A 16447-nucleotide genomic window follows, 5' to 3' on the forward strand; every position below is an offset into this window, starting at 1 on the left:
CGCCCGCACCTCGGCAATGCCCACGCCAGGGAGGTGTACGAGCGGGGCCGTCCGCTGCTGCGGTCAGCCTGACCCGGGAACGACGAGACCCCCCCCCGCCGACCAGCGGGGTGCCGGTGCCTTGGGCCGGCCTGAAACGACCAGGCGCCGTCGTCGTTGCCGGACGGGCTCGCGGCAATCCGTTCGCGTGACGTCTCCCCGGCCACCTACGGTCTGCACATGACCAGGACCACGCCAGCCGGCGGTCTGCGTGGGGTCGTGTTCCGGACCTGGTCTCCTACCGAGGAGGCCGGACGACCCGCCTCCACCCCCGGCCGGGACGGCGCGGCATGCGCGATAGGCATGTATGCGGGCCGATGCTGTGGCCCCTGCCGAGGGCACGGCTCAGTTGGAGGCCGCTGACAGGAGTACGTCCACGAGCCGGTCCGCGGCGTCCGGCCCCCCGTACGCCCGAGCCCGTTCCGCCATCGCCGCCCGCCGGGCGGGGTCGCCCGGCGGGCCGACGGCGTTGCGCAGGGTGGTATGCGGGGTGACCTCGCCGAGCAGGGTGACCGGGGCCCCCGCATCTGCGGTGCTGAGCCGTGCGCCTGCTCGTTCCCAGCCAAGGTGACAAGCGGCATGAACACAGCGGGCCTATCCAGAGCGGTCAGCTCGGCCAGCGTTCCGGCTCCGCTCCGGGACACCACGCCACGGGCCAGCGCCAGGACGTCGGGCAGTTCGGCCCGACGAATCCGGCCAGGTGGTATCGGACGTCGAACACTGGGTACAGGCCTGCTGCGGCCGCCCGGAGCTCGTCCACTTTCCGCCGTCCCGCATTGGTGGATCACGTTCGCGTGATTAAAGACCCACAAAAGCACATCCCGGACGACGCCGTTGATCTCTTGGGCGCCCTGAGCTCCGCCGGTGACATAGACCGTCGGCAGCCGCCGGTAGCCGTGCACGGCTGCACGGGATTCCCCGTATGGGGGGCGTACGTGCGGAGTCGGACACCCTCCGCTCGGGGTCATCCCCGCATCCGCGGGGAGCAGAGTTCCGATCCCACTCCGGTGCCTACTGGCGTGGGGTCATCCCCGCATGCGCGGGGAGCAGTTCGTCGGGCGCACGTCTTCACGGCAGCTCCCGGGGTCATCCCCGCATGCGCGGGGAGCAGACCGACGCGCCGGCGCCATCGCCTCATCTCGTGGGGTCATCCCCGCATGCGCGGGGAGCAGCACAGCTCCAGTTGCTCGGGCCGACCCCGGCGGGGGTCATCCCCGCATGCGCGGGGAGCAGGGGCAGGCCCACGCCTTCCAGTTGCCCGGCTTGGGGTCATCCCCGCATGCGCGGGGAGCAGCCATTCGTACGGTCCGCTTGTCTCCCACTGACGGGGTCATCCCCGCATGCGCGGGGAGCAGCTGCCGGTCGACTCGGCTGAAGGGGCGAGTGCGGGGTCATCCCCGCATGCGCGGGGAGCAGCTGCCGGTCGACTCGGCTGAAGGGGCGAGTGCGGGGTCATCCCCGCAGTGCGCGGGGAGCAGACCCGCTTGACCATGCGGGAGATGACCTGGGAGGGGTCATCCCCGCATGCGCGGGGAGCAGACTTGCTGACCTGCCACTTTAGCGGGCCATGGGAATGTTTCTCAGCGCTTTCACCGAAACCGGCATGTCAGACAAAGATGAAAAACCACACCGGGCTCACTTGACCCCCGCTGCGGCGACCGTGCCAGCCGCCCACCCTGCGAGGGTCGGAGTCAGTACACTGGAGTCTCCGGCACTGAGCGAGCAGAATTTTAAGCGGAACTTACCGAAATGATCGCCTGGATTTAGCACAACTTACCTAAGTCAGGGCGCAGTTCGGGGATGCTCATGATGAATCTGCCGTTCAATCGGCCCGGTCGCTTTTGGCGCGTGAACCTGCACACCCAGTCCGACGGGGCGTTGTCACCCGAGGAGGTCGTGCGCCGTTACCGGGAGGCCGGCTACGACTTCCTGGCCGTCACCGACCACTTCCGGGCCGAGTACGGATTTCCCCTGACGAACACCCGGCCGCTGCGCAGTCCCGGATTCACGACGCTGCTCGGAGCCGAGCTGCACGCCCCGCGCACCGAGGCCGGCCGAAGTGCCACATCGTCGCCGTGGGGCTGCCCGAGGGGTTCCCGCCTCCCGAACCGCACGAGACCAGACCGCAGCTGGCGCGCCGTGCACGGGCCGCGGGGCGTGGATCGGGATGGAGGTGCCAGCTGTCCCCCCGGTGCTCGCGGTCCGCGAGCGCGTTGTTGACCTCGACCGCGTGGGCGACGTCCAGACTCTCGGCGTCGTCGGTGGTGAGCCGCGAAGCCGCAGGGTGAGCCCGACGTCCTGCTCAACCGGAGCCACCGACTGCACGCCTACGCCGCCGACGACGCGCACTTCCAGGCCCCAGGATTTGCCGGGCTGCGTGGCCTGGGTGCAGGTACGTGCCGAGTCCCTCGACCCCGAGGCACTCCTGTCGGCCCTCAAAGCCGGCCACTACTACTCGAGCACCGGCCCCGAACTGCACGACATCAGGCTGGACGGCGGCGACGGCGACGACGGCGGCCTGCTCACCGTGAAGTGCTCGCCCGTGCGGAAAATACTGGTCACCGGCGGCACCCCGTCTGCAGGTGGTCGAGGGCGAAGCGCTGACGGAGTGCTCGCTGCCCGTGGCCATATTCGGGCAGGGGTTCTGCCGGGTCACCGTCGAGGATGCCGCCGGCGGACGTGCCTGCCTGGAGCAATCCGATCCATCTGGGGCCACGGGCCGCTGCCTCTTCCGAGGCACATCCGCGATCATGAAACCGTACGCCGCTGTCGAGCCCGAGAAGGGACCTCTCATCATGCTCTGGCCCGCGCTCCGCGCGCTCTCCCACGGGGAGCTGACGTCCGACCAGCTGCAGTGGCTGCTGGGAACCCTCCACCTCGAGGAGACCCCCCGTACCGAAGGGCCCGGGGCGGCCAAGAGCATCGCGAACTGCTCCTTCACCGACGCCGCTGGAACCCGTCTCGTCCTGGATCTGGCCCGCACCGGCGAGTCCGGCTGGGTCTTCACCCTGTTCTATGCGGGCTCTCGGCCCGCGGCCAGCGTCGTCGAGGACCATCGGGTCCTGTTCCGCGGCGTCGTCGAGCAGCTCGGCCTCATGCTCGTCGAGATCACCCCCGCCGCCACCGCCGACGAGGTCCTCGTCACGCCCCCGCAGTCGCCCGGCACCCCCGAGTCCGATTTCGGCGCCCACTGGGATCTTCCGTTCGACGAACTGGAGCGCGTGTGGCCACGCCTGGGTCTGCGCGAGGACGCTCCCCGGGAGGTGAAGGAGGTCAAGATCCGCGAGCTGATGCGCACCCTGGCCTGGTCCGCCGCCCCCGCGAAGCTTCGCCGCCAGGCCGAGGAGTTTCTCAGCAGCGACTGACCGCGCCCGCCTGAGGCGGGCCGGGGGGACAGCGGTCGGCGGCGACGCCGAGTAGACGCAACAAGCAGGGGGGACTGCTGTGAGTGAGCAGGCGAACGACGGGACGGTGCCAGACACCGGGACCACCGCAACACTGCGGGCGCTGCCTGCGGCCAGGGCCACGGACACTGGGGCCGGTTCGGCGCCGCCGGGCTGCTGCCCGTACACCAGGGCTCGGACGGCGAGGCGTACGTACTCCTGCACCATCGGGGCAGGGACACCGATCACCCGGACACCTGGTCGCTGCTCGGGGGCGCGCGGGACAGCCACGAGTCCGCAGCCGAGGCCGCGCTCCGTGAGGCCGTCGAAGAGAGCGACTTCGATCCCGCCCGGGTCCGGGTGGAGCGGACTGTGCGGGACGACCACGGCGGCTGGTCGTACGACACCGTCATCGTGTCGGTCGACCAGCGGATGCCCGTCCGACCGGTCGAGGGCGAGTCCCTGGCCCTGTCCCTGGGTCCCGCTCTCCGAGGTCCCGGACATCAACCTGCACCCCGGCTTCGCCGCGAGCTGGCCGAGGGTCCGGGCCGTGCTCGATTCGGTGCTGAACGGCGGGCCGTAGGCACCGGAGGCCGCGCTCCCCGTCGAAGCACCGGCGCTGCCCGCGTACCCGGTCACCGGCGCACCCGCCATCGCCGCCGAGACGCTCCGCCGACGGTGAAGGCATCACGAGCAGGCAACTTGTCACCTTCGACGACGGCACCCGGGCGGTCTACGAGGAGTACGAGCGGGCCGAGGACGCGACGGGCACGCTGCTCGACGCCTACGTCGGCCGGGCGGTGGGCTCCCGCGTTGCGCTGTCCCACCCGGCCGGCCCCCACACCCTCTACACCGACCACATGCCCGGCGAGCCGGCTCGGCTCGCCGAGGCTCTCGCCAGAAGGATGAAGCGGAAGGTCACGCTCAACAAGATCGGTCTAGGCTGCGCAGGCATCGGGGAGGCCCTGGGGGGCGATCCGCTGGCCCGCGCCACCGACTTCGGGAGATTCGTGATGCTGCGTCGTAGGGATTTCCTCCAGGCCCTCGAACTCGGCCACCCCGGCTCGTGCATCGGCCTGGCGGAGGAATCATTGCGGCGCGCGTCGGGCAAGGTCTACCGGCAGACCGAGGCACTCCTTCTGGTCACCTGCGCCAGGGCGTACGGGGCTGGCGGACAGGGCGAGAAGGCCGCCGCCTCGCTGCTGTCGGCCGAGGACGCGATGCTGGCAGGGAACGATCAGGTCCCCTCGTACGCCGCAGCTTCCGGACCCGTCTCGGCCACCGTCGCCTCGCACACCGGCAAAACCCTGACCGAGATGAAGGACCACCGAGCGGCCGAGAAGCACTACCCCACGGCGCTCAGGGGCCGGGTGCCGGGTACGTACCAGCGCGGGCACGGCCTCACCATGGCCAATCTCGGCAAGTCGGTCGCGGCCCAGCACCGGCACGAAGAGGCGGTGGCCCTGTGGAGTCGCTCTCTCGACTTCGTGGACGGCGTGACCTCCGACCGGAGCCGGAAGGAACTCCGATCGATCCGGTCCGCAGCGACCGGCTACCGGCGCCGAGTTCCTGGAGCCGAGGCCCTGGCCCAGCGGGCCGCCGAGCTGCTGCGAGCCCGCGCATGAACGGCTCCCGTCCGGAGATGCCCACGGTAGGCGTCGTGATCCTCACCATGGGGGACCGGGAGAACGAACTCCGGGCTCTCCTCGGGGTCTGATGAGATACGGGTCGAAGGGGCAATGAGTTGATCTTGAAGCCCTGAGCGCCCCCGCCCCGTCACCCGTTCGGCTCAGTGTCGTTGGTGTTGATGTTGTTGTCGTCTGGGCGTGGGGCGGGGATTGTGACCTCGATCGAGCGGACCGCGTATCCGCGGTTCAAGCGGCTGATCACCGCGCATGAGCTGCATCTGTTCTCCTCGCCGACTCGCGATGAGCTTCAGTGGGCGGCCGATGCCACGGATGGTGATGAGCATCTGCTGGCCCTGCTGCTGATGCTGAAGTCGTACCAGCTAGGCCGCCCGGCATATCCCCGGAATCTCGGGGCACGAGCTGTCGTACACGGCGAACCGGCACTTCTCCATCGTGCTGCTGTACGAGGCGATCGCCGACCTGGTCAACGCGCACGCCCGTCTGGACATCTCGCAGGCGTGGGGCGACGGCACCGCCGTTGCCGCCGACGGCACCCACATGGACACATACCTTGACAACCTGCTGTCCGAGACGAGCGTCCGGTATGGCAAGCCGGGTGGCATCGCCTACCACCACATCTCCGACACCTACATCGCGCTGTTCACGCACTTCATCCCGTGCGGGGTGTGGGAGGCCGTCTACATCATCGAGGGCCTGCTGAAGAACTCCTCCGAGGTGAAGCCGACCACGGTGCACGCGGATACCCAAGGCCAGTCCCAGCCGGTGTTCGCGCTCGCGCACCTGCTGGGCTTCGATCTCATGCCCAGGATCAGGAACTGGAAGGGCCTGACCTTCTACCGGCCCAGCAAGACCACCGAGTACGTGCACATCGACGCCCTGTTCGGCGAGAGCGGCAATAACGTCATCGACTTTGACCTGATCGAGTCCCAGTTCCGGCACCTGATGAAGGTCGCGGTCTCGGTACGGGAGGGGGTGATCTCCTCGTCCACGCTGCTCAAGCGGCTGCGCTCGGGCTCCAAGAAGAACGCCACCTACGCCGCGTTCCGCGAGGTCGGCCGCGTGATCCGCACCGTGCAGCTGCTGCGCTACCTCTCTGATCCGGCGCTTCGCCGGCGGGTGACCGCGGCGACGAACAAGACGGAGTCGTTCAACGGGTTCTCCCAGTGGATCGGCTTCGGCAACCGCGGCGTCATCGCGGACAACGACCCGGTCGAGCAGGAGAAGGCGATGAAATTCAATGCTCTGCTCACGAACGCGGTGATCTTCCACAACGCCCTGGACATCGCGGAGATCGTGCGGCAACTGCTGGAAGCAGGGTGGGAGATCGATCCCGAGGACCTGGCCCACATCTCGCCCTACCTGACCGAGCACATCAACCGGTTCGGCGAGTACTCCACCCACGAACTCGGCAACCAGCCCGAGGCGTACAACCCCAAGCTCGACGTCGACTTCACCCAGCTCCGCGACCAGGACCTGCGCACCGAGGGCTTCGGCACAGCGGCCTGATCAGGTGAAGCCGGGCGGCAACCCATCCGGGATGGCGGCCATGGCGTCGGTGACGAACTTCGCCAGCAACACGAGGTTGCGGTAGTGCTCGCCGAGAAACCAACGGAGTTGGGCCTGAGCTGCGGCGATGCCTGTTGTCTCGTGAACCCCCGAGCGCGTGACGTAGGCGCGTACACGGGAAGAGTTACAGCGGCGACCTGCGGGAATGCCCTGGTGGGGCGCCTGTCTTCCTGAACGAAGGTTTCCGTACCACGACTCTAAACGTTGGTTTCTCGGCGAGCGCTACCGCAACCCCTGCGAGCTCAACGCGCCCTGCTCCCCGGCCCGCGGGCCCATTCCCGTGACGCCCCGCCCCTCGGCATACTGTCCGCCGGGGGTGGGGCGTATGGCCGAGCAGAGTCCGTCGCGGCGCGAACTGATCCGTCGGCGGCGGAGCAGCGGCTTCGTGGGGCGGCAGAGCGAGCTGAATGTGTTCAGGGAGAATCTGGCCCGCAAGCCCGGTGACCCCGACTACCAGTTCCTCTTCCATGTGCACGGCAACGCGGGTGTGGGCAAGACCTGGCTGGTGCGCCAGTGGGAGGACGCCGCGGCCGAGGCGGGCGCGGCGACCGCGTACCTCGACGACAGTGTGCACAGCCCGCTGGGCGCGATGGAGACGATCAGTGCACAGCTGGCCCGGCAGGGCCTGGAGCTGAAGCGGTTCGACAGACTGCTGGGCAGGTTCCGGCAGAACGCCCACGAGGCGCAGATCGCGCTCGCCGCCGAACAGGAGGCATCCAAGGGCGGTGCGGGCGGGGAGGCTCCGCACGCGTCGGGGTCCAGCACGCTGCTCGCGCAGGCGGGGCTGGCCGGCCTCGGGATGATTCCGGTGGTGGGAGCGCTGGCGGGCGCGGTCGATCCGGCGCCGGTGGCACAGGCCGCCGACCGGATGAGAGCGGCGGTCGGCGCGCGGATGAGATCCCACGAGGACGTCCGGCTCGTCCTCGACCCGGTGGGGCGCCTGACCCCGGTGTTCCTGGAGGATCTGGCCGGGGCGGCTTCGGGCCAGCCGTGGATGGTCCTGATCTTCGACGTGTACGAACGCTCCGGGCCGGCCCTGGACGACTGGCTGTGTGCTGTCGCGACTGCCGAGTCGACCGTGGAGCTGCCGCTGAATGTGCAGATCGTGGTGTCCGGGCAGGGACCGCTCGCGCCGTTGTGCTGGGAAGCAGCGCGCGACCTGACGGTGGAGGTGCCTCTGGACGTGTTCACCGAGGCGGAAGCGAGGACCCTGCTCGCACACCAGGGCATCTCCGACGAGCAGGTCGTGGAGGTGATCCTGCGGCTTTCGGGCAGGCTGCCGGTTCTGGTCCACATGCTGGCCCAGAGCCGCCCCCACTCGGCCGGGGACGTGGACGACCCGTCGGGGACGGCGGTGGGACGGTTCTTGAAGTGGGAGCGGGACCCCGCGCGCCGGGCGGCGGCGAGCCTGTGCGCCCTGCCCCTCCAGTTCGACGAGGACGTCTATCGCAGGACCGTGCCGGACGAGTCGGCGGCCCCGTACAGCTGGATTCGTACGCTGGCCTTCGTCAGCGATCGCAACGGCCAGTGCCGGTACCACCACGTGGTCCGCGCTTCCATGCTTCGCCTGCAGCGGGTCCAGTCACCCGCCCGCTGGCGCGCCGCGCACGAGACGCTCGCGGAGATCCACCGTGAACGCCGGGAGGCACGGGAGACCGAGTCCTCCGCCGACGATCACTGGGAGGACGCGGAGTGGCGGACCCACCGCCTCAACGAGACCTACCACCGCCTGTGCGCCGATCCGCAGCGCGCACTGCCCCGGGCGCTCCTGGAGACCGCGCAGAGCTGCGAGCTGAGAGACGGCTCGGTGCGCCGCTGGGCCCAGATGATCCTGCAGGCGGGTCAGGACACCGACGACGTCCGGCTGACGGAATGGGGCCGCCGTCTGACCGAAGCCTCCGGCGAGGCGCAGGCCGTGGACGCCGTCCCCGTCCTCGACACCCTCCTCGGCCACCCCGGCCTGACGACCGGGGGTGAAGCGAGCACCCGTGCCGTCCGGGGCCAGGCGCATCTGGACGCGCATCGCCCTGAACAAGCGCTCGCCGACTTCACCGCCGCGCTCACCCTGGAACCCCAACGGAGCAGCTTCTTCATCGACCGGGCCTTCACCCACATCCGGCTCGACCGCCACGACGCGGCACTCGGAGACATGGACCGAGCCGTCCGGCTCGATCCGGACTCGCCCTGGGTGTATCTGTGCCGGGGATACGCACGGCGGTGGGCGGGTGATCCCGAGGGCGCGGTCGAGGACTTCACCACCGTCATCGGGCTCGATCCCGAACACGACGTGGCATGGGCGATGCGGGGCAACCTCCTCCGCCTGAACGAGCGGTACGAAGAGGCGCTCGCCGACCTGGACCGCGCGCTCGCGATCGACCCCCGGTACGGATGGGCGTACTACGAGCGGTCCCGCTGCCTGCGCATGCTGGACCGCTGGGACGAGACGATCCGCGACCTCCGCCGGTACGTCGAGGTGGTTCCGGACGACGTATGGGGACGCGTCGGGCTCGCTGACACCCTGCTGTCCACCGGACGCTACGCCCAGGCGCTCGAGGAGATCGACTCCGCGCTGGCCGCCACGGGCGAGGACCGAGCCGACGACGCGGCATGGCCCCATGCCATCCGGGCCTGGGCCCTGCACAGTCTCGGGCAGGACACCGAGGCCCTGGAAGCTCTGGAACGCGCCGAGACCCGGGACGACCCGAGGGCGGAGATCTTCGCCCAGAGGGGATGGCTCCTGTGGGAAGCGGGCCGCCTGGACGAAGCGGAAGCGGCATTCGACCGGGCTCTATCGAGCAGCCCGAGCTACCCGTGGAGCCTGGCCGGCCGCGGAGTGGTCCAGTTGTACGGGCGGCGGTACGAGGAAGCCACCGACTCCCTGGCCAAGGCGTTCGCGATCCAATTCGGCCTCTCCGAAAGCGACGCAGAGATCGACCTGGCCCGCCCGGTGGTCGCCCTGCTCCAGGACCATCTGCCGGCCAACCGGGAAGCCATCACGGCGGCCGTACGGCTCATCGCCCAACTGGCCTGGCAGCAGCAGTGGCCCGGCCTCGCACGGCAGATCGCCTCCGTGCTCGCCCTGCGTCCCAGCCCGCGCCTGCTCCTCGGCGCAGCCAGACTCCTGCGCCAGATCGTCACGGTCCTGAACGCCCGGCCCGAGCAGGGGGATTCGCGCCGGATCGCATGGTCGCTGCGGTTTCTCGGACCCGTCCAGCGGATCCTGGACCGCTTGCCTGAGGCGGGGAGGCGGTCGCAGGGCGGGGACGGGTGAGCTGGCCTCGGCTGCATGCAGCGTCCCCGGCCGGCCGCCTCGGGAACCCAGGAGGACGGGCCGGGGCCGCACGACTCGGTCAGGAGCGGGCGGCGAGGACGGCCGGTACGTGCGAGCCGGCCTCGACCCACTGCGCGGCGTGCGGGGTGGAGCGCCCCCGCCGCATCTGCTGCTAGAGGCTGATGGCGACCGCCCGCCAAAGACTGTACGCGCGGCGGACCGCAGCTTGCGTGTCGGGGTGAGCCGGCCCTTGCAGGCCGGCGCGGAGGCGATCCGCGAGCCGCGCGGTGATTGCGCTCGTCGGATCGGTCGGCGCGGCCTGGACCGGTAGGACGGGCAGGGCGAGCGGAAATTGCAAGGTGGGCAGCGGCATCCCGCGTTGCCGCGCGCGTGAGGACTGAGGCTTTGCCCAGGGAGACCCGGGCAGTTACGGGAGTCCGCCACCGCATGGCGAGACACCGCGGCGAAGTGGCGGCTCGTGGTCGACCTCACCGACCCGCGCGAACACCCCCCGCTTGCCCTGCCCGGATACGAGCTCGCCCGCCGCGGACAGCTCGCACCCATGCCTTCGCCGGATCCGCACCCCGCAACGGTGATCTCGCGGACGGTGACCACGCGACTGGGGCAGATGCTCTTCGGTGCCGAGTGGACCCCTTACGCCGGTCCGGGGACGGCTCGCCCGGCGGCCGACATGCTCGCGGACGCCGGCGGTCCGGGTTCGCTCCTGGCTTCGGTGTACCGACTGCCCGCTACCGGATGGCAGATGGGCGCAGCAGCCCCGTGGACGGTCAAGCGCGCTGGAGCCACCCTGGTCTCAGCCGCGGTTACGCCCCGCCCACCGGGTGCGCCCGCCAGCCGGCGCTTCCACGCAGTGTCCCTACGCGAGGTGGAAACCCTGACCGGCGCCTACACCACGGTGATGGCCTCGGAACAGAAGGCCGCCGGAACACTCCTGGACGCAGCCCGGTGCGTCGGCACGTCCGTACCTCGCGCCGTGCTCGACGCATCCGCGCACCAAGCCATCGCCGCCGAACAGCGCTGGGCCCCGACCCGTCAGGTCCAGCCGGCCCACCACCCTGTGCCAAGAGCGTCGGTGCCGCGCGAACTGGTGACGGGCCGCCGCCCGGGCCAACGGCGCTGACACCACACCGTCGGCACTTGCCTCGTGGGCTGGGTCATCCCCGCGCCACCCCCGCGCGTGTGGGGAGCATGGGATGCCGGTGATCCAGGGGATCGCTGGGTCGGGGTCATCCCCGCACGTGCGGGGAGCAGATCGCCATCGCCGTCGTCGCCGCGATCAAGACCGGGTCATTCCCGCGTGCGCGGGGAGCAGATCAGGTCGCGCAGTTCGGCGTAGGCGTCGAAGGGGTCATCCCCGCGTGTGCGGGGAGCAGACGCCAGAGACCTCGTATCGGTCGAAGGCGCGGGGGTCATCCCCGCGTGTGCGGGGAGCAGGGTCGCCGGGGCATCGATGCGCTGAGCGCGATGGGGTCATCCCCGCGTGTGCGGGGAACAGGCTTCATCCAGGACCGGGAAGACCTCCAGCTCGGGGTCATCCCCGCGTGTGCGGGGAGCAGCGCGTTGAAAACGACCAGCGCGAGCGTCCACAGGGGTCATCCCCGCGTGTGCGGGGAGCAGACGAGCACCGCAACCACACGGCGCAGGGGAAGGGGGTCATCCCCGCGTGTGCGGGGAGCAGTCCGCAGGAGCACACCCTGGCCTGCTCGGATTGGGGTCATCCCCGCGTGTGCGGGGAGCAGCGGGGCCGAGGCGCCGGCGGCCGACTTCACCAGGGGTCATCCCCGCGTGTGCGGGGAGCAGGCCATGCTGCGGGTCTGCGCTGCGTACACCACGGGGTCATCCCCGCGTGTGCGGGGAGCAGGCTTGCTGACCTGCCACTCTAGGGGACGACGGAAGCGTTTCTGAGTACTTGCACAGAGAACGGCATTTCAGAGAAATAACCACAATTCAAACACGGGCATGAGCGGGCGCGACCTCGCAGCGGGCTGCCGGAGGCGGCAAGTCATCACCGATCTCACGGGTGGTAGGGCCGTCTCAGTGCTGCGAGCTGCCTGGGCCTGCACCACTGAAAGCCAGCCCAGGCGGCGGGCAAGTCGGAGAAGGCCGGTCAGCGGTCGCCCCAGCCACGTCCGGTATCAGCCACGCCACTTGCCCTCAACAGCGAGAGGGGCCTGCACACGCCCACGGTGTCCAGCCACCCCGGCGGGGCACCGCAAGCCCGCCAGGGCTGAGGAGCTACCGACCCGGTGCGCCGTCCACCCACGAGTGCGCGGGCTCGCTACCGACCGAACCCTCCGCCGCCGCGTGACGGGCCCGCCCAGGGCGGGGTGCGCGGGGTCGGCGTTGGCGCCCCGTCCGCAAGGGCGGAGGCCACCCGCTGCTGAGCGGCTGCCGCCCGCCCCGCGTCCTCGACCGCATTGGCGTGCGGGGCGAGGCCGGCACGCGTCATGGCCTCTTCGCGCAGTCCCGCTGCTTCCGCTGTTCGCCTGGCCTCTGTGCCGCGCTCGACACGGACGGACCGGGTCAGCTCAGCGCACCGGTCGGCATCAGCCTGCTCCAGCCGGGCCAGGGTGGCGGGCAGTCCGGCCCGGAGGTCGGCGATGGTCTGGGCGACGGCGGCGGAAGTTACTCCCCGGCCTGCCATGTGGGCCAGCTGCTCCCTGGCCTGCTCACGCAGCTGCCTGGCCTCTCCTCGCAGGAGCGTCCTCTTCTGGGTCAGTGCCTGGATCTCGACGGTGCGCTCGGTGATGCGCCCGGCCAGGGCATCAGCCGCCTCCAGCAGACCGGAGCGCTGGAATGTGAGGGCGCTCCGCTTGAGGGCGGCTCGGGCGCGGGCTTTGGCTTCCAGCCTGGCCTCCGTCCCGTTGGCCTCGTACAGCGCCGCCATCCGCTTCTCAAGGACGGCCGCCTGTTCTTCGGCCTGATCGGCGCGCAGCAGTCGCTGCTCAACGAGGTTGAGCCTGTCAACCAGCCGTCCGTACATCGCCCGTCCCGGTGCCCGGTCCGTGTCGAGGACTGCCGCGAGATCGGCTGCCTGTTCCTCGTAATGGGTGGCTCGGTCCGCCGCCTGCCGAGCAGCCTGCTCGGCGGCCTCGGCATACCGGAGCAGGTTGCCCGTGGCGACGTGGCCGTACGGGCGCTCGGTCCAGGGTGGGACAGCGGGAAGCCCGCCCGTGACTCCCGGCGTCCGAAGCCCCTCAAGCTGATTGCCAGCGGCAGGTAGCTTCTGGGGCCAGGCGAGTTCCTTGGTGACCATGAAGTCGTCCGAGTCCGTCGCCAGCAGGCGGCCGTATGCAGCTACCGCGCGCTCCACGCGTTCGGCGTCGGTGCGGACCCGCCCGAGCCTGGCCCGGGTCGGATGGTCCTCGAGCTCGTTCAGCGGCAGGTAGAGGTGGCTCTCCTGCCGGGCCCGGGACAGGGCCGTGTAGACCCTGTGGGAGTCGGCGTGCAGCCCGTAGGCAAGGGTGACTTCGGCGGTCAGTCCCTGAGCGGAGGCGATCGTCATCGCGTACGCGTGCGTGAGGCGGCCAGCGGCGATGTCTCGGGGATCCACCCACGCTTCGTGAAGCGCGAAGCCTCCCGAAGGCCGGCGCCGGCGCCCCTGTACGAGCACGCCATGGTTATCGCGTACGTCCAGAACGACTCCTCGGAAGCCGTTGAGGGCGTCTACGGCGCCGCCGCGGCGGGTGCGGTAGTCGTTGCGGTGGACGTGGACGAGGTCACCAGGCGCGAAGGACCGCCTCTCCCCGCCCACCACCGCGTACGTACGTCCCCGCGCGAGCTCGCCGGCCGCCACGAGAGCGGCGCGCGCTCCCTCGTTCAGGGCTGCAACGTCCGCGCGCCGGGCGGCGAGCATCAGCAGGCCGCCGAGCTGACCGTGCGGGTCGCCTTCCCACCGGGCGCGGACGGTGTTCCAGGCGCCGAGCAGGGCGGTGAGGGCGTCAGTGGCGGTGTCCGCGGCGTGGACGCGGCCGTGGCGGGCGAACGCAGCCAGAGCGGTGGTACGGCCACCGTCGCTCCAGTCCTGGAGGGCGGCACGCTCGACGACGTCGCGCTGGCGCCGGTTCTCGGTCAGCTGCAGACCGCCCACGACTTCGTGGATGCGGGCGAAAGCCCCACCGGCCCTTCCCGCGCGCCCCTGCAGCAGGTCGCCGATCACCACCACCTTCGTGCCGGTCGAGGCGGCATGTTCCAGGAGCACCGCCAGTGCCCGGTCATTGACCATCGAGGCCTCGTCGATGACGAGGACCCCCACTCCGTGCAGACCTCGCCCCTTACTGATGTCGTGGGTCCAGGCGGAGATCGTCCGGGATGCGATCCCGGTCTCAGCCGCCAGGTTCGCGGTGCCGACTACAGCGACCGACGCTCCGGCGACGCGCAGGCCCGCGGCCTCCCACGCGGCGCGGGCCGCCTCCAGCAGGACGGTCTTGCCCGCTCCCGGAACTCCGACCACCGCGTCGACGGCGTGCCCGGCGGTCAACAGCCGCATGATCACGGCGCGCTGCTCGGCGCTGAAGACGAAGGGGCGGTGTGTGGTGGAGTTCGCGACCTCGACAGCGGCCACGGCCATCTCCGCGGCCTGTGCGGTGACCCGGGCCAGCCCGCGCGCGAGACCGGCTGTGGCGCATCCGGTGACGGCCCGCTCGGCGGCCACGACCGTACCGTGGGTGTAACGCTGCCGGTGCGTGCGGTGTCCCCGCGGGGAGTCTGTCAGCCGTACGGCGTGCCCGCGGACGGCCAGTACCTCGTCCGTCAGGGCCGCCAGCTCCGCTACCGACCCAAGGAGCGGCAGAGTCTGCGCGACTGCCGCCATGACGTGCACGTGGGAGACGGCCCTTCGCCCGACGGCCAGCCCTCGTTCAACATCCCAGATCTGCGCGGCGATCTCCTCCGGCCCCGGCATCCGCGGACCGCCGCTGATAGGGGCGTACGGGTCCGAGGCGGGCCCGCCCCACGCGGGTAGCGCGGCCGCCACCATCGCGTCAACCGCCCCCGCACCTCCGAGTAACGCTGCGGCGCGAGCCCGCCAGCCCTCCCGCGGGGCGCCCGGCGCCGTCTCCTCCTTGCTCTCCGCCGTCGCGCGCGCCGCGGCCTTCTGCTGCTCCCGAGATGCTCCCTCTCCTGCCACCGCCACGACCTGACGGTGCCGGCGGGAGAACGCGGTGCACAGCTCCTCGCCGACACCGGCGAGCTCCCAGGCACCGGTGCGCGCGGAACGCACGAAGCGGGCCCCGTAGCGTTCGATGAGGCGGGCGCGCAGCCGGCCCTCGGCGACCTCGTTGGTGAGGTGCGCGTAGCGGTGGAGGTCTTCCGCGCCTGAGGCGATCGTGCGCCACGCACCGTCGGCGCACCGGGCCATGTGCGCGATGTTGACGTGGACGTGCAGGTGCGGGTCGCCGGGCGAGCCGTCCACGGGCCGCGCGGAACGGTGCAGGGTGGTCCATCCGATCAGGCCCGATGTCGCGATCCGTTGCGCCTGGGCGCCGTCACCGTGGTGGCCGGTCATTCCGTACGCCGTCCACTCCTCCAGCGCGGCGGCCGCCTCACCGACCGAGGCGAGCCAGTCCTCCTCCATGGCGGCAGCAAGCTCGGGGCCTGCGAGCCCGTAGACGGCGGAGACGGACTTCGGCAGGTCCAGGGTGATGTCCACGCCGCGCAGGCCGACTTCGATGTGGTGGTGCATCCACCGGCGGGCCTCGGCGACGGTGCCCTCCCCGTACAACCCGGCTAAGGAGAGACCGGCGGCCGCGGCAAGGCGCTCGGCGTCAGCCACCGGAATCAGATGCCGCTCGCCATCGCGGCGCAGCCCGCGCTCGGCCCGCTCGAACCGCTTCGCCAGCGCTGGCCTGCCCAGGTAAGCGGCGGCCGACATCCCGGCCGCGGCCGCTTCTGAGTTGACCGCGTCGAGCAACACACGGGCGACGACCTTGCCCCGCGGCTCAAGCTCCTGCTTCCGAACGACGAGCCGTGCTCCGGTGCGCCAGTCACGCCCGTCCATCACGGCATGCGCGATGTCCGGGTCGACCGGGTCCCCGGGCGCGAGCCCTAACTCTGCGAGACCACTGCCGATCCACCGCAGCGTGCTCTGCCCGGCGAGCCGCTGCTCGACCTGGGCATCCTCAGCGCGGTCACACCCGCAGTCCTCGGCGAGGCGATAGTCGACCTGCGCGCGGGCGTAGATGGGCGTCGCATACCCCACGTCTCCACCCCCGCCCCGGCATCCGTACAGCTCGATGTCCTTGATCGCAGATCGACGATACCTGGGTGCTCACGCATCCTGTATCCCCGCGGCTGAAGGATGCATTCTCCTGGACAAGAGGTCGCTGATCCGGCACGGCGTCGACCTGGTGCGGGGCGAGGACGTCGAGGCGTGTAGTGACGTGTACGCGTCGCAGGGCGAGCGGGCCGCCGTCTCAGGTGGTTGTCATCTGCCACGTAGAGGTCAGTGGAGTCTGCCACTGGATGTCAATGGTTCTGCCATGAGGTGTGTCAGTAGGTATTGAACTCAGCGCATCACG

At 70.6% G+C, this 16447-nt stretch carries 7 protein-coding genes and 2 CRISPR repeat arrays; of the genes, 5 read left to right on the forward strand and 2 right to left on the reverse strand.

What is annotated here, in order from left to right; translation table 11 throughout:
• Positions 1–206: 206 nt before the first annotated feature.
• Positions 207–941, reverse strand: coding sequence for a glycosyltransferase (locus AB0B01_RS27335; RefSeq protein WP_361724424.1), 735 nt, complete (start codon positions 939–941; stop codon positions 207–209).
• A gap of 58 nt (positions 942–999) precedes the next feature.
• Positions 1000–1578: a CRISPR direct-repeat array (repeat unit 29 nt; unit sequence GGGGTCATCCCCGCATGCGCGGGGAGCAG).
• A gap of 1256 nt (positions 1579–2834) precedes the next feature.
• Here AB0B01_RS27335 and AB0B01_RS27340 point away from each other — a divergent pair.
• The 5 genes from AB0B01_RS27340 (at position 2835) to AB0B01_RS27360 (ending at position 9908) form a co-directional block, all read left to right on the forward strand.
• A complete protein-coding gene (locus AB0B01_RS27340) occupies positions 2835–3404 on the forward strand; it encodes a hypothetical protein (protein ID WP_361724427.1) in 570 nt (189 codons plus the stop codon).
• Between the two features lie 237 nt (positions 3405–3641).
• On the forward strand, positions 3642–4331 hold the full coding sequence (locus AB0B01_RS27345; RefSeq protein ID WP_361724472.1) for an NUDIX hydrolase: 690 nt from the start codon (positions 3642–3644) through the stop codon (positions 4329–4331).
• The gene (locus tag AB0B01_RS27350) at positions 4223–5047 is read left to right on the forward strand and encodes a tetratricopeptide repeat protein (RefSeq protein WP_361724430.1); all 825 of its coding nucleotides are present in this window, start codon (positions 4223–4225) and stop codon (positions 5045–5047) included. The genes AB0B01_RS27345 and AB0B01_RS27350 overlap by 109 nt, the downstream gene beginning before the upstream one ends.
• A gap of 399 nt (positions 5048–5446) precedes the next feature.
• Positions 5447–6577, forward strand: coding sequence for a transposase (locus AB0B01_RS27355; RefSeq protein ID WP_361724475.1), 1131 nt, complete (start codon positions 5447–5449; stop codon positions 6575–6577).
• A 385-nt stretch (positions 6578–6962) separates the two neighbouring features.
• Complete coding sequence (locus AB0B01_RS27360) at positions 6963–9908, forward strand: tetratricopeptide repeat protein (RefSeq protein ID WP_361724433.1); 2946 nt, start codon at positions 6963–6965, stop codon at positions 9906–9908.
• Positions 9909–11090: 1182 nt separating this feature from the next.
• Positions 11091–11790: direct repeats of the CRISPR family, unit length 29 nt; unit sequence GGGGTCATCCCCGCGTGTGCGGGGAGCAG.
• Positions 11791–12207: 417 nt separating this feature from the next.
• On the opposite strand, the gene mobF is transcribed toward AB0B01_RS27360, so the two are convergent.
• Positions 12208–16128 (reverse strand): MobF family relaxase, encoded by a 3921-nt coding sequence (gene mobF, locus AB0B01_RS27365; protein ID WP_361724436.1) that lies wholly within the window; start codon positions 16126–16128, stop codon positions 12208–12210.
• Positions 16129–16447: the final 319 nt, after the last annotated feature.

The organism is Streptomyces sp. NPDC044571 (assembly GCF_040647115.1).
Classification (GTDB): Bacteria; Actinomycetota; Actinomycetes; order Streptomycetales; family Streptomycetaceae; genus Streptomyces.

Coding starts and splice junctions, on each gene's coding strand:
- AB0B01_RS27340 (WP_361724427.1), top strand. CDS start 2,835: ATGCTCTGGCCCGCGCTCCGCGCGCTCTCCCACGGGGAGCTGACGTCC.
- AB0B01_RS27360 (WP_361724433.1), top strand. CDS start 6,963: ATGGCCGAGCAGAGTCCGTCGCGGCGCGAACTGATCCGTCGGCGGCGG.